We start from the raw sequence: 14,665 nt of genomic DNA on the forward strand, positions 1-14,665 counted from the left end.
ATTTGCTGAAATATTAAATCTTTATTTCAATGAAAAAATTATGCGCAGGCATTTTTCTGTATATTTCCTTATTCTCTTATGCCCAGAAAAATGATACTTCAGCAGTACTTGCTGATATTACAGAAAAAGTAAAAGACTATTATATTGATAAAGAGGCTTACAAAAAAGCAGATTCTTTATTTCAGAATGAATTGAAAAACGGGACGTTTGATCATCTCAATAAAAAAGATTTTGCTGCATTTCTGACTCAAAAGTTGAGAACAACGATTAAAGATGAACACTTTTTTGTTAAATATCTCGAAAATTACACGCCTGAAAAGATGATGAGTGAGAAAGAAAAAGAGAAATTAAACAACGAGCATAATAGTCTTGAAAATTTTGGATTTGAAACTGTTCAACGGCTCCCGGGGAATATTGGCTACATCAATTATAAAGGTTTTGCCTCTCCTGAAGCCAGTGAAAAAACATTAGCTGCTGCCATGAATTTTGTGGCGAATACCAATTCCCTGATTATTGATCTCAGAGAAAACGGAGGAGGAGAAAACGGGATGTTTCTGTTGTTCTGCAGCTATTTTTTTGATCAAAAAACGAAACTTTATACCACGTATTTCCGACACGATCAAAAAACGGTCTTAAACAGTACCCAATCTAAGGTTTCGGGACAAAAATATCTTCGCAAAAAAATATATGTGCTGACCAGTAAGAAGACTTTTTCGGCAGGAGAAGGACTTGCTTATTTTTTACAGCAATATAAGCTTGCCGAAGTAATAGGTGAAAAAACAGGCGGTGCAGCCAATCCTGTAGATCATTTTATGATTCAAAATCAATATTTGCTGCTTGTTCCGACAGGAAAAATAACCTCTTTAACCACTCAAAAAAACTGGGAACATACAGGAGTGACTCCAGATCAGGAAGTGAAAAGCGAAGATGCTTTAAAGGCTGCTCATCTTAAAATTTTGAAAAATATTTTAGCAACAGGCACAAAAACAGAATTAACCTTACCTGAAATAAAAAATCTTATTAATACATTAGAACAATAAATACATACTATGTCATCAATTATCATCAACAAAGCTTCTTCTGAAGACCTGGAAATTGTACAAAACTTAGGAATACAGACCTTCTCAGAAACATTTGCAGAAGATAATACTGAAGAGGCTATGAAAAAGTACCTGGAAGAAAGCTTTAATACCGAAAAAATAAAATCGGAGTTGAATAACCCCAATTCCTTTTTCTATATTGCCTGGGAAGAGGACAATCCTGTTGGCTATTTGAAAGTGAACTCCGGGAAGACACAGACCGAACTTCAGGATGAAACCAGCCTGGAAATTGAAAGGATTTATGTAAAGAAAAGCCACCATGGAAAAAAAGTAGGCCAGCTTCTTTATCAACAAGCTTTAGAGACGGCTCAGCACCTTAATAAGGCCTATCTGTGGCTGGGTGTTTGGGAAGAAAATCTAAGAGCGTTCAATTTTTACAGGAAAAATGGATTTGTTGAATTTGACAAGCATATTTTCAAACTCGGAGAAGAAGAGCAGACTGATCTGATGATGAAAAAGATGCTGGATTAGAAGGGTTATGCTAAGTTTAATGCAGTAAGACAAAATATTTCAAAATGAACATTTCAGAGTTTGTAAAACAAATCAACCAATATTATCCGTTATCCGAAGAAACGGTTAAAGCTTTACTGGATATCTGCACTGAAGAATACTACCATAAAAACGATGTTCTGCTGAAATCAGGCTCTATGGCAAGGTATTATTATTTTCTGCGATCCGGACTGATTGGATATTACACGGTGGATGAGCAAGGAAATAATATTTATAAAATTTTCTTTGAAGAAAACAGCTTTGTAGCTTCAACCGCTTCTATTATTAAAAATGAACCCAGCGACTTCAACATTATTGCACTTGAAGACTGTTCCGTTATAAAATATCCTGTAAAAGCATATCGGGAACTGCTCGAAAAGTATCATGATCTTGCGCTTTTTCATATGCACTATTTAGAAAAAAACTGGGTGGTGAAAAAAGAACCTTTGGAAGTCTCCCTGAAATACGAAACTGCAAAACAGCGTTATGTACAATTGCTTGAAAATGAATCACTGTACAGCCGGTTAAAACAGCATCACATTGCTTCTTATCTGGGAATTACACCTACACAGCTAAGCCGGATAAAAAAGGAAATACACTGATATTCCTAAACTAAATTAAAAAATAAATCAGCAAAAGCTTCAACATATGTTGAGGCTTTTCTCTTTTTTATGTGACAATTTTGCTCTGTCATAAGATCATTGGTACGCAATATGTTTTAAAAAGTAAGAATACCATTGATTCTATGATTATTATTAATTAAACATTTTTCAGCATGAAGAAGCTTATCAACATTGTATTTGTACTCACTGCGTTTATTCAGATATCAGCGCAAAAAATTATTCATCAGGAAATTTTCAGTCCAAAAATGAATAAAAAGATCAAAACCGTTATCATTACGCCAGATCTTCAACCTAACACAACCTATCCGTCGGTTTATATTCTTCATGGTTTTAGTGGCAATCCGGACCGGATTATTAAGCAGGATATTCCGGACTTGGTTCAGAAAGCTCAGGAATACAAAACAATCTATGTCCTTCCGGATGGAAACTACAGTTCATGGTATGCAGACAGTCCGATCGTTAAAGACTCCCAATATCAAACTTTTATCGGAAAAGAACTGGTAGATTTTATAGATAAAAATTATCCTGTGAAAGCTGAGAAAAAGTTTCGGGGTATTTTAGGATGGAGTATGGGAGGCTATGGTGCAACTAATATTGGAGTTACCTATAATAAGACTTTCGGCATCGTAGGAAGTTCATGTGGAGCTTTGGACTTCAATTCGTTTGGGGAAGGCTATCAGAAATATATGGTGAATAAAGTGCTGGGACCATTGGAATCTTTAAATCCCAATTTTCTTACAGACAGCAAAATAAAACTGATGGCCGGGGCCGGACAGCAATATATTTTCGACTGTGGCACAGAAGATACCCAAATGATCAATATGAACAGAAATTTTCATAAAAAGTTGACAGAAATGAAGGTTCAGCATCTCTACACAGAATCTTTAGGAGGACATACTACAGAATACTGGAGCAGATCATTATCAGAACAGCTGGCTTTATTTAACAGATTCTTTAAATAATAACCGTATATAAAACAATAAAACCTCATGTACACGCATGAGGTTCTGTTGTTTATAAGATTTAGTATAGATTATTATTCCTTCGAAAAGGTGTATTTTGAAGCTTCTCCCTGGCTGAAATCCATCTTACGTTTTTCAAGGTCAAAAGCCATTTTTATGCCTGCATCATCAAACTTAAAAATATGATTTTCATAGGCTGCCAGTCCAAATGCATTCTGTCCTTCCGCCATTGCCTGTCCGTAAAGAGTACCGTTTTGAACAAATACTTTTATCTTCATCGGGAAATCAGCAGTTGAGTACACTCCGGTATAAGCCTGTAACTGATCTGCTGTTGGGGTTGTTTTTTTGAGATTTTCTACGCCCAGTTTTTCATGATAAAGAACTTTTCGCACGTCATCAGTAGGAATCATTATCTCCGGAGTACTGTTATTCTGAAGCAGAATAAAAGTCTTATCATGATCAAGATGTCTTTCTATAAAGGTTGTATAACCGGCCCAGCCTCCGGAATGATTTGCTATTTTTCCATACTTGGTTGTCTTTTTAACAAACCATCCGAATCCATAGTTGCTTGCCTTTCCGTTTGTGGTAGTGACGTCATTAAATATCAGCTTCTTATCATTTTCATTCACCAGTTTGTCGGTATACAAAGCTCTGTCCCATTTCAGAAGATCTTCAAGGGTAGAATTTACCATACCATCACCTACAATTCCATCCAGATAATACGAGTAATTTTGTTTTCCATGACTGTCCAAAAGAACTATTTTTCCAGTATTGTCTGCTTCATAGCCCAGGGCATAATTGGAGATTGTCTGCGGCTGATATCGGCTTCTGTACACCAATGTATGCTTCATATCCAATGGTTTGAAAATATTCTGGTTCATAAACTCCCCAAACGATTTTTTAGAAACCCTCTCAATGATACTTGCTAAAAAGGCGTATCCTGTGTTGCTGTATTCAAATTGTTGATTCGGCTCAAATTCCAGGGCGGGTTTAGATTTTGCAAATTCTTTGATGATATCGTCATTTACAGCAATTTTACTTTTATCCCAATTCTTTTCGAATAACTCCATATAATCGGGAAGTCCGCTGGTATGATTCAAAAGATTTCTGACAGTGATTTTATCATAAAAAGCCAGTTCAGGAAGATATTTGGATATTTTGTCATCATAATTCAGCTTTCCGGCTTTCTGCAAAAGAACAATACCCATAGCGGTAAACTGCTTAGATACAGAAGCAAGTTCAAAAGTACTCTGCAGATTGAGCGGGCGCTTGGCTTCTTCATCTGCCATCCCATAGCTCTTTTCGAAGATAGGTTTGCCCTTCTCAGCAACCAGTACATTTCCGTTGAACTTTTTCTGATGATGAAGTGCTGTAAAAAGGCTGTCCAGTGTTTTGGCTTCATTCTGGGCATAGGTACCGATAGCAAACAATACGAGCGGAAGGCTGATTATTTTTCTTGAAATTAAGTTTGTCATGATGATTAGTTTTTAAAGAAAATATTGATCTGTTAATTTTCATTTATATCTGTCGTGCGGTAACAGCATATGTTTCATGAAAAAGAATAATTTATTTATTTTTTTCAAAATCTCTGTAAATGGGAATCCTTGTCAAGGTTTTAAACCTTGACAAGGATCAAGATGGCTTTTAAATTTCAAAAGAAAAATAAAAACCCTTTTTAAGCAATGCTTAAAAAGGGTTTGAGTTGATTGATTGATATTCAAAAGTGCTAACAAGTCAGCATATTAAAAATGTTGAAAGTTTTTACCCAAATGTTCTTCTATCACAAAGAACGGATCTTCTGTAAGAGTATGTGCCCTCATATCGATAAGGCTCACTTTACTCATCATACGAAGCATAATTCTCCTCTCGCACGGCTGTTCTATACCGTCTATATTTCTTACTCCCGCGCGGAAAGCTGATCTTCCATGTGCACAGAGATGGTTATTGACCAAAATAACATCTCCCGCCTGTGGTGTAAATCCTGAGTAAATCAAATGTCTGGCCTCTTCCCAGAACTCATTCAGAGAGTGGTGAGCTTCGTCCGTCTGTCTGATACTGGAATTGAAAAGCTGTTCAGCGGCATCAAATCTCATAAAAGGAAGACTGTAATTACCATACAATACAGCATCTAATGTCTCTTCCTCATTTTCTCCTGTTTCAAGATTCGCATCCTTCGGGATTTTATAAATACGGTCAAAAAGAGGTCTGTAATTCTCACCAATCGAGTCGTGAGAGCGGATTGAATAAAGAGTAGAAGGAACCTGCTCTTCATTACGTACATACATAAAACTTAAAAAGTCTGCCTGATGTTTCAGAAAAGCATCTTCGGTATGTACATACAAATCTGTTGAAGATCCTGATCCTGTCTGCGTTTCTTTCATCCTTTCATCAGGAATGATGGCATGTATCAACCCGCCTCCTTTACGCTGTGAATAATATTGTACAGGCTTTGAAGGAAGTGCTCCATGAATAAGTGCACAGGCAAAACCATATAAATTGAATTTTGAATAATCTGCAGACTGCCAATTAGAAGGAGTAGAACCGATATCCTCCTGATCTATATCCATTAATCCGGTGAGGATCAATGCTCCGTACTGATTTTTAGAAAAGTCACTCGCAAAATCAGCCGCTATGTTTAAAATCCTTTCCGGTAAGAAATAGGATGCCAGTTGATGAACATGTCTTATAAAGTCGCGGTTTTCATAACTGTCATATTTTTTCTGAAGATGCTTTGCTGCATCTTTTATCATTCTTCTCTCCTGTGGGGTGACTTCTATGACCGTTGGAAGCAGTTTTACCGCTGTTAAACAGTCTTTATCTAAAATTTCTGTAGAATTCATTAAAAAAAATTTGGTGTTAACTAATAATTTTTATCTTTGTTTTTAATTATTCTAAATAACAATAGCCGGTTCAAATTTATGAATAATTAAGTAACCACCAAACAAAAACTTAAAAAAAATGACAAAATTAAAAACCTGATTTTCAAATATATAAATACGTATATCTGAAAATTAACAACAATCACTGATTTTAAAAATCACCTTACAAATACTTATATGAACAATAAAATAATATCCCTAGGAGCGCTTTCAAATGCTACCTTGCCTCACAATTCGGGGAATTTTGGGAATATTTTTCATCCAGATAATTACGATCATTATCGTAATGCAGTCAATAGTACATTAGACCTCGTAAAGGAATTTCTTTACAGAAACGACAAACCTTTCAGCGGTATAGAAGCCAAGGAAATGAAAGGAATGGTACAGCAGATAGACCTTAATCAAAAACTTTCCAATTATAACGAACTTTTAGATGAAGTAGATGATATCTACGTAAAACATGCGACAGCTTTTCATCTTCCACAATATGTAGCACACCTTAACTGCCCGGTTGTCATTCCGGCGTTGGCAGGAGAAATTCTTGTAAGTGCTATCAATTCTTCACAGGATACCTATGATCAGAGTGCCGGAGGAACTTTTATGGAAAGAAAACTGATCGACTGGACCGCGGATCAGATTGGATATAATACGAATGAAAGCGATGGTGTTTTCACGGCGGGAGGCTCACAGAGTAACTTAATGGGGCTGGTAATGATGCGTGACTGCTTCTCCCAGAAGAGATACAATCATAATATAAAAATGGATGGTCTGCCAGCAGAGGCAAGCCGTTTCAGAATCTTTGTTTCAGATAAATCTCACTTCAGCAATCTGAAAAATGTTTCCATTATGGGATTGGGTGAGAAAAGCATAGTGAAAGTTCCTACCGATGAAAGATTCTGTATGGATATTTCTCTTTTGAAAAAATACATCAAAAGGGAAGAGCAGCTAGGCAATATCCCTATTGGTATCGTAGCAACAGCAGGAACTACAGACTTCGGAAATGTTGACCCACTGGAAGATATTGCGAATATTTCAGAGCATTATAATATCTGGATGCATGTAGACGCGGCTTATGGCTGTGCATTACTATTGAGCGAGAAATACCGTAACCTGCTCAGCGGAATCGAAAGAGCAGACTCTGTAACGATTGATTACCACAAATCTTTCTTCCAGCCTATCAGCAGCAGCGCTTTTATTGTTAAAAATAAAAAAGAACTGCTGATTCTTAAACATCATGCAGATTATCTGAATCCTAAAGAAATGGATGAAGAAGAAATCCCTGCACAGATCAATAAATCGATTACCCAGAGTACCCGTAGGTTTGATGCCTTAAAACTTTGGTTTACTCTAAGAATGATGGGTAAAGAACAGTTGGCAGAATATACAGATACCGTCATTGATCTTACAAAAGATGTTGCCTCAATGATTACTGAAGATGCTGATTTTGAATTGCTTTCAGATTCAGATCTAAGTGTTCTTGTTTTCAGATATGTAAGACCGGAAATCAGCGATCTGAATGCCCTGAACCAATATATCAAGATGAAACTTTTCTACAGCGGAGAAATCCTTGTAGCAAGTACAAAGGTGGATGGAAATTTCTATCTGAAGTTTACTTTCCTGAACCCGATCACAACAACTGAAGACGTTCATCAAATTCTTACGACAATCAAAAGCCATGGAAAAGACTTTAATACAGAAAAATAAAACAGGAGAAAAATCCCGGGAAATTACTTTCAGGATTCTTCTCAACGGAATGTTAAGAGAGCTTGGAAATGGAAAATTCTATCAGGGAGTTCCAAAATATGATCTTCTTACAGCAAAAGCTCTTCAGAACAGCGATTACCCGTTGCATATGAGGTTTGAAATGAAGAAAACCGGGTTGTTTTTATTTGCTCCGGTTTCTTATCGTTCCGAGACTCTTTTTCATGAATACGGACCTGCTGTATGGGCTGTTGACCACCAGAATCAGACCGTTTTTGAAGTAAATACTGAAAAACTGATTGAACTCGTTTACCAGGAATTTTCTGAGACGACCAATGAGAAAGGCTTCAAACAATTTGCAGAAAGAATCCAGAGCAGTCTGAAAAATCTGGAACTGACTACAGAAGCATGTTTACAGGATGATCAACTTTTAACCTATTCATTTCTGGAATCTGAGCAGATGCTCCCGGCAGGGCACAATCTGCATCCTTTTACCAAATCAAGAATGGGCTTTTCTGAATCTGAGCAGTTCTTATATGGTCCCGAATTTGGAAAAGGATTCCAGCTGGATTATTTCCTGATTCATAAAGACTGTATCACTGAAAAATCTCTTCCCGGAATTTCAGCAAAAGAAATATTCGAGAAGTGGGTAGCAATACCAGAAAGTTACGATTTTGAAAACACAAATGATTTTTACATTGTTCCGTGTCATCCTTGGGAAGCACAATATCTTTTGTCTACAGAAGAATATCCCGAAATGCTCGGATCCGGTAAAATCATCCATATCGGGCCTTTGGGAGAAGATTTCTATGCAACATCTTCTATAAGAACCTTGTATAATCCTGATTTCAGCTGGATGCTGAAATTTTCTCTGCATGTTTTAATGACAGGATCTGTGAGAACCAACAGTTTAAAAGATCTTAACAGAGGATATGCTTCAGCAGTTTGGTGGCAGCAAGAAAAAGCTTCTTTTGAAGAAAGCTTCCCCAATTTTAAACTGTTGATGGAACCTTCTACATTAAGTGTTCATTATAAAGAAAAGAATGTTGAAAGCCTGAATATCCTGATCCGTGAAAATCCTTTTTCAACGGATGATAAAGTTCTTTTATTGGCAAGACTTTGTCAGGACGAATCTACAGATGGATTTAATTTTACAGCACATTTCTTTAAAAACGTAGCCAACCATCTTGGAATTGATGCTGAGAAAGCAACCATTATTTGGTTTGAAAAATATGTAAACCTTCTGTTGGCCCCTTTAAACAGATTATTCAATCAATTAGGGATGGCTCCGGAAGTGCATCAGCAGAATCTTCTTATTCAGTTGGATAATCAGCTTCTGCCGCAATCGATTTGCGTAAGGGACGGGCAAGGGTATCTGATTAAAGAAAGCTTTAAAGAGAAATATCAAAACCTGATGAAAGACTATCCTGAAGTTGAAGATCTTTTTATCAGAGATGAGCGTCTTCTGGATATTGTTTCCCATCATCTTTTGGTAAGCAATCTGAGTGCTTTGATCTCTTCCATAGGAAAAACAGGATTGGTTAAGGAAAGAAAACTTATCCATATTCTGTACAGAGAATTTGATGAGCTTCATGAATCTGAACCGTCATTTCTGACAGATTATGCACTGAATCAAAGATACTGGGCTGTAAAATCAAACCTTCAGTCGGCCGTTTCTGATGTAGATGGAGGGGTAAGCGCAGCATCTATTTCTTATGCTAAAGTTCCGAATATTCTTCACAAGCATTTTTTCTCAGATCAGCTGATTCATCCGCAAGGGAAAGAAGTTTTCTTTAAAAGATATTTTCAGAAAGAAGATGTGACCATGAGTATGCGTCCTATCGATCTTGAAAATGACCTTGAAATGCTTCATGAATGGTTCAACAGAGAACATGCCGTAAAAATATGGCAGATGAACTGGCCTATTGATGTGCTGGAAACCTATTATAGACTGATGCTTCCAAGTGATGAAGCTCATAGCTACATCGTTGCCGGTAATGATGAACCATCTTGTAATATCGAGGTTTACTGGGCATGTAGAGATATCGTAGGAGATTACTATGAAGTACTGCCTACCGATTACGGAACACACCAATTCATAGCGCCAACTGATCCTAAAAAGAAAAATGTATCGCCCTCTACACAATCTATGGTAGATTATGTTTTTGCACAGCCACAGGTAGGTAAAATGGTAGGAGAAGGTTCTGTAGATTCACTGGCATCTATGATGAATAAAGCCCATGTAGGGTTCAAAGTAGACAAAGTAATTGAGATGCCTCATAAAAAGGCCAATCTGAATTTCTGCTACAGAGAATGGTACTGGGAAAAGTTTCCACAGAATAAAGAGGTACAAATCACCACAAACATCACAAAAAATGACTAACGAAGCCGTATACAATGTAATAGGCATAGGTATAGGCCCTTTTAATCTGGGACTTGCCGCATTATCTAACCCAATTCCGGAACTGAAGACTCTTTTTCTAGACCAGAGAGATGGTTTCGACTGGCATCCGGGATTGATGATTGACCATGTAACCCTGCAGACTCCATTCTTATGTGACTGCGTATCTATGGCTGATCCTACCAACCCTTTGAGCCTTCTGAACTATCTGAAGGAAACCGGAAGATTGTACAAATTTTTTATCCGCGAAAGCTTTTTTATTCCAAGAAAAGAATACAACCGCTATTGCCAATGGGTAATTGAGCAGCTTCCACAGTGTCGTTTTTCAACTCAGGTGGTGGATATTACCTATGAAGAGGGTTTATATCAGGTGACTACAGTTCATACAAAAACTAAAGAAACTACTGTTTTTAAAGCAGAAAGATTGATTTTAGGAACAGGAACGCAGCCTCATATTCCGTCTTTTATTCCTAAAGATGATTCCCGAATCATTCACACAAGCTCTTATCTATACCGAAAAGAGGAACTTTTAAGTGAAGGAAAGAAAATTGCCATCATCGGTTCCGGTCAGAGTGCAGCAGAGGTATTCTATGACCTGCTTCAGAGCAGAAATGAAAAAACTCAGCTTGGCTGGTATTCCCGTCCGGACAGATTTTTTCCTATGGAATATTCTAAGCTGACCCTGGAACTGACATCCCCGGATTATGTTGAATATTTTTACAACAGAAGTGAATCGGCAAGGAAAAGTATTTTAAGCAAACAGCAGGCTCAGTTTAAAGGAATCAATTATGATTTGATCAATGATATCTATGATTTTATTTATGATCTTAATATCGATAATGCAGATCCTAATCTTAAAATCATTCCTAACAGCCAGCTGAATACTGTTGATAACAGCAACCCTGATTTCATCAACCTTGAATTTACACAACTGGAGCAGGATGTGCCTTATGATCAGGAAGCTGACTATGTCATCCTTGGAACCGGATATCGTTATCATGAGCCTGCCTTCTTGAAGAATATTCAGTCAAGAATAAAAAGAGATTCAAGCGGACTATTTGATGTTAATAGAAATTATTCAATAGATCATAACGGAGGGGAAATTTATGTGCTTCATGCAGAAGTACATACGCACAGTTATATTTCTACAGATCTTGGAATGGCTGCTTACCGCAATTCTTATATCATCAATGATATTCTTGGAAGAGAACATTATAAAATCGAAAAGAAGATTGCTTTCCAGGATTTTGATGTGGAAAAATATGCTGATCTACCAACTGCCAAAATTTAATCATACAATGAACACCAACTTAAAAAATACAATAAGCCAGGAAAACTGGCAGCAGGCTAACAGAAATCTGATGGCCAAAACCATTGCAGAACTGATGCACGAAGAGCTTCTAAAACCAACGGTAACGTTTGAAAATAAAGAAGGATTTACTGTTTTTAAACTTGAAACCGGGTTTGAAAATGTCGTGTACAGCTTTCGCGGGCAAGAGAGAATGATGGATTACTGGCATATCGACAAAGACAGTATTACAAAGACAGAAAACGGAGAAGATCTATCTGCGGTAGATGTAGCGGCTTTCTTTCTGGAAATGCAGTCCGTGTTTGATTTAGATCCTTATACCATTGCAAGATATACAGAAGAATTGCTGCATACTTTATATTGTGATGCATTAATTTTATCTAAAGGGGTCATGTCTTCAAAAGATCTTGCTCATTCAGATTATCAAACTGTTGAGCATAATATGACCGGGCATCCATGGGTTATTGTGAACAAAAGCAGACTTGGTTTTTCTCCAAGAGATCTTAAAACATTTGCTCCTGAAGCGGATGAAAACCTAAAAGTAATCTGGCTGGCTTCCCATAAGAGCAGATCAGCATTCCAATCTTTGGAACATATCAACAGAGAAGAGTTTTATCGTTCTGAAATAGGAGAGGAATTGTATCATGATTTTCAACAAAAGCTAATCAATGCCCGTAAAGATGTTGAAGATTATCATTTTATCCCTGTACATCCTTGGCAGTGGGAGCACAAGCTTCAGATTCATTTTGCCGGAGATATTGCTTCAGGGCTTTTAATCCAAATGGGAGAGGGAAGTGATACCTACAGTGCGCAGCAAAGTATTCGTACTTTATTCAATGTAGATCATCCTGAAAAAAGATATCTGAAAACGGCTGTTTCTATTTTGAGCACCGGAAATATCAGAGGATTGTCTCCTAAACAGATGAAAATTGCTCCCGCTATTACCGATTGGGTAAAAGGCTTGATCAAAGATGATGCGTATCTTGAAAACAAAGGAACCATTTTCTTAGGTGAAGAGGCTTCCATAGCTTATCTGCATCCACAATACGGAGCGATTGCCAGTGTTCCCTATCAATATAATGAATTCCTTGGCGCGTTATGGAGAGAAAGTGCTGAAAATTATCTGACAGAGGGTGAACAAATGGTAACTATGGCTTCTCTGCTGTATGTAGATGAAAATGGAGTTCCATTGGTTCAGGCATTTGCAGAAAAGGCAGGGATGAGTATCAAAGAATGGGTTGAAAGCTATCTTGATGCGTATCTTACTCCTTTGCTGCACATCTATTACACTCATTCATTATGTGTAACTCCACATGGAGAAAACATTATGGTTGTATTGAAAAATGGAGTTCCGCAGAGAATTGTGATCAAAGACTTTGTAGATGATATTGTGCTTACCGTAGAAGCGAGAGAAAAACTTCCTGCGCATCTTGCAGATGGTTTGATCCAGTCTTCCAATAAAGAAAATATTCCGTTGTTTATTCTCCTGGGAGTTTTTGATGCCTTCTTCAGATATATGTCAAATGCCCTGCATACGTATTCTGATTTTAAAGAAGAGACATTCTGGGAACTGGTTCACAACTGTATCGAAAATTATAAAGCTGAAAATACCCATCTTCAGGAACGATACGAAAAGTATGACCTTTACGTGCCGGCATTCAAAAGATTTTATATCAACAGTCTGCGTCTGAAAAATAATGGCTACAGTGAAAATAAAGCATTTGCCATCCCTAGAAAAGATGGAGCACTGCCCAATCCTCTGTATCAGATTGCCAATAAAAATTCAGTAGCAGCAGTATGAGGAAATTCCTGCATATACTAAAAGAAGGGACGGTTTTTGCCTATGGAGCGATAGCTGGAAAAAAAGTCGAGCTGACATCGGGAAGCATCAACCGTTCTATCTTTAGTCTGGCCATTCCTATGGTGATGGAGCTTGTGATGGAGTCTGTCTTTGTAAGTGTCAACCTGTTGATTATTGCAAAATTAGGAGATAAAGTTCTTGGTCTTGTGGGAATCACGGATAACTACATCAACTTTGCTTATGCCATCGCAGTAGGTCTTGGTATTGCGGCGGCTACTCTTATCGCCAGAAGAGCTGGAGAAAAAGACACAGAAGGAATGGGCAGAACGGCTCAATACATTATCCTTCTTGCTTTATTCTTTGCTTTATTTATTGGTGGGATCTCGTGTGTTTTCGCCTCAGAAATTGTCGATTTCCTGGGAGTGAACGCCAGTGCAGTAGTTGATGGAATATCATTCTCAAGATTGGTCTTCCTGAGTATCGGACTTGTGATTCTAAGACTTTCGGTAAATGGACTTTTCAGAGGTGCCGGTGATGCAGATATTGCCATGAAATCACTTTGGATCTGTCATATTTCCAATATCATATTCGCTGTGATCCTTGTTTTCGGACTAGGTTTTATTCCTGCTTTCGGATTGATGGGACTGGCTTATGCTACCGTTTTATCAAGACTGTTAGGGGTTTTATACCAGGCTTTTATATTGACAACCGGGAAAACCAGCATCAGCATCAGAGTTCCTTTTCACCTGGATATCCCATTACTGCAGAAGATTCTGAAAATAGCCTTTGGAGGATTGGTTCAATATATCATTCCGACATCCAGCTGGCTGATTATGGTAAAGATCATCTCTACTTTCGGAACAACCGCTCTTGCCGGATATATTATTGCCCAGCGTATTGCTTCGGTAGCTACGATGCCTGCCTGGGGAATAGGAAATGCGGCTGGAGTTCTTACAGGACAGAATCTGGGAGCTGGAGAGCCTGATCGTGCAGAGAAAACAGTCTGGAGAGCAGGAACCATCAACATGACTTATCTGGTAATAGTAGCCTTATTCTGGCAGATTGCCGCTGAATATGTGGTGAAATTTTTCACCACAGAACCGGAAGTCGCAAGATATGCAGTGCAGTATATTCATGTGGTATCTATGGCTTATCTGCTGTTAGGATTCACGATGGTGATCAGCCGTGCTTTGAATGCGGCTGGAAACATCCTGCAGGTTACCCTGCTGTACCTCGTGATGTTTTATGTAATTCAGCTTCCTTTGGCTTATCTCCTCGGAGTAAGACTTCATTGGGAACTGAGAGGAATATTTACCGCTATCGTTTCTTCGGAAATTGTATTGGCAGTACTATTCCTAATAATTTTTAGAAATGGAAAATGGAAAACTATAAAAATTTAA

General features: G+C 37.7%; 11 protein-coding genes. 9 read left to right on the forward strand and 2 right to left on the reverse strand.

The features are described 5' to 3' along the window. Positions 1-29 precede the first annotated feature (29 nt). From DBR39_RS06155 to DBR39_RS06170, 4 genes are all read left to right on the forward strand, one after another. Entirely contained in the window at positions 30-1,040 is a 1,011-nt protein-coding gene (locus tag DBR39_RS06155; RefSeq protein ID WP_124531421.1) for a S41 family peptidase, read from the forward strand. 9 nt (positions 1,041-1,049) lie between these two features. Continuing rightward, entirely contained in the window at positions 1,050-1,571 is a 522-nt protein-coding gene (locus DBR39_RS06160) for a GNAT family N-acetyltransferase (RefSeq protein ID WP_124531423.1), read from the forward strand. Between the two features lie 44 nt (positions 1,572-1,615). After that, positions 1,616-2,191: a Crp/Fnr family transcriptional regulator gene (locus DBR39_RS06165; protein ID WP_410494249.1), complete on the forward strand. Its 576-nt coding sequence runs from the start codon at positions 1,616-1,618 to the stop codon at positions 2,189-2,191. A gap of 173 nt (positions 2,192-2,364) precedes the next feature. Further along, the gene (locus DBR39_RS06170; RefSeq protein ID WP_124531425.1) at positions 2,365-3,174 is read left to right on the forward strand and encodes an alpha/beta hydrolase; all 810 of its coding nucleotides are present in this window, start codon (positions 2,365-2,367) and stop codon (positions 3,172-3,174) included. Positions 3,175-3,248: 74 nt separating this feature from the next. Here DBR39_RS06170 and DBR39_RS06175 read toward each other — a convergent pair whose 3' ends face one another. Both DBR39_RS06175 and DBR39_RS06180 read right to left on the reverse strand, forming a co-directional pair. Continuing rightward, complete coding sequence (locus DBR39_RS06175; protein WP_124531427.1) at positions 3,249-4,649, reverse strand: serine hydrolase domain-containing protein; 1,401 nt, start codon at positions 4,647-4,649, stop codon at positions 3,249-3,251. 267 nt (positions 4,650-4,916) lie between these two features. Continuing rightward, the gene (locus DBR39_RS06180) at positions 4,917-6,014 is read right to left on the reverse strand and encodes a TauD/TfdA family dioxygenase (protein ID WP_124531429.1); all 1,098 of its coding nucleotides are present in this window, start codon (positions 6,012-6,014) and stop codon (positions 4,917-4,919) included. Positions 6,015-6,230: 216 nt separating this feature from the next. Here DBR39_RS06180 and DBR39_RS06185 point away from each other — a divergent pair, with 216 nt between their 5' ends. Genes DBR39_RS06185 through DBR39_RS06205 form a run of 5 tightly spaced genes read left to right on the forward strand, consistent with a single transcriptional unit; the run spans position 6,231 to position 14,665 of the window. After that, entirely contained in the window at positions 6,231-7,757 is a 1,527-nt protein-coding gene (locus DBR39_RS06185) for a pyridoxal phosphate-dependent decarboxylase family protein (RefSeq protein WP_124531431.1), read from the forward strand. Continuing rightward, a complete protein-coding gene (locus DBR39_RS06190) occupies positions 7,729-10,137 on the forward strand; it encodes a GNAT family N-acetyltransferase (protein ID WP_124531433.1) in 2,409 nt (802 codons plus the stop codon). The genes DBR39_RS06185 and DBR39_RS06190 overlap by 29 nt, the downstream gene beginning before the upstream one ends. Then, complete coding sequence (locus DBR39_RS06195; protein ID WP_124531434.1) at positions 10,130-11,446, forward strand: lysine N(6)-hydroxylase/L-ornithine N(5)-oxygenase family protein; 1,317 nt, start codon at positions 10,130-10,132, stop codon at positions 11,444-11,446. The genes DBR39_RS06190 and DBR39_RS06195 overlap by 8 nt, the downstream gene beginning before the upstream one ends. Positions 11,447-11,453: 7 nt before the next feature. Then, positions 11,454-13,265, forward strand: coding sequence for an IucA/IucC family protein (locus DBR39_RS06200; protein ID WP_124531436.1), 1,812 nt, complete (start codon positions 11,454-11,456; stop codon positions 13,263-13,265). Further along, a complete protein-coding gene (locus DBR39_RS06205) occupies positions 13,262-14,665 on the forward strand; it encodes an MATE family efflux transporter (protein WP_124531438.1) in 1,404 nt (467 codons plus the stop codon). The genes DBR39_RS06200 and DBR39_RS06205 overlap by 4 nt, the downstream gene beginning before the upstream one ends.

Source organism: Chryseobacterium sp. KBW03 (assembly GCF_003852415.1).
GTDB classification, from domain to species: Bacteria; Bacteroidota; Bacteroidia; order Flavobacteriales; family Weeksellaceae; genus Chryseobacterium; species Chryseobacterium viscerum.

Coding starts and splice junctions, on each gene's coding strand:
- DBR39_RS06155 (WP_124531421.1), top strand. CDS start 30: ATGAAAAAATTATGCGCAGGCATTTTTCTGTATATTTCCTTATTCTCT.
- DBR39_RS06160 (WP_124531423.1), top strand. CDS start 1,050: ATGTCATCAATTATCATCAACAAAGCTTCTTCTGAAGACCTGGAAATT.
- DBR39_RS06165 (WP_410494249.1), top strand. CDS start 1,616: ATGAACATTTCAGAGTTTGTAAAACAAATCAACCAATATTATCCGTTA.
- DBR39_RS06170 (WP_124531425.1), top strand. CDS start 2,365: ATGAAGAAGCTTATCAACATTGTATTTGTACTCACTGCGTTTATTCAG.
- DBR39_RS06175 (WP_124531427.1), bottom strand. CDS start 4,649: ATGACAAACTTAATTTCAAGAAAAATAATCAGCCTTCCGCTCGTATTG.
- DBR39_RS06180 (WP_124531429.1), bottom strand. CDS start 6,014: ATGAATTCTACAGAAATTTTAGATAAAGACTGTTTAACAGCGGTAAAA.
- DBR39_RS06185 (WP_124531431.1), top strand. CDS start 6,231: ATGAACAATAAAATAATATCCCTAGGAGCGCTTTCAAATGCTACCTTG.
- DBR39_RS06190 (WP_124531433.1), top strand. CDS start 7,729: ATGGAAAAGACTTTAATACAGAAAAATAAAACAGGAGAAAAATCCCGG.
- DBR39_RS06195 (WP_124531434.1), top strand. CDS start 10,130: ATGACTAACGAAGCCGTATACAATGTAATAGGCATAGGTATAGGCCCT.
- DBR39_RS06200 (WP_124531436.1), top strand. CDS start 11,454: ATGAACACCAACTTAAAAAATACAATAAGCCAGGAAAACTGGCAGCAG.
- DBR39_RS06205 (WP_124531438.1), top strand. CDS start 13,262: ATGAGGAAATTCCTGCATATACTAAAAGAAGGGACGGTTTTTGCCTAT.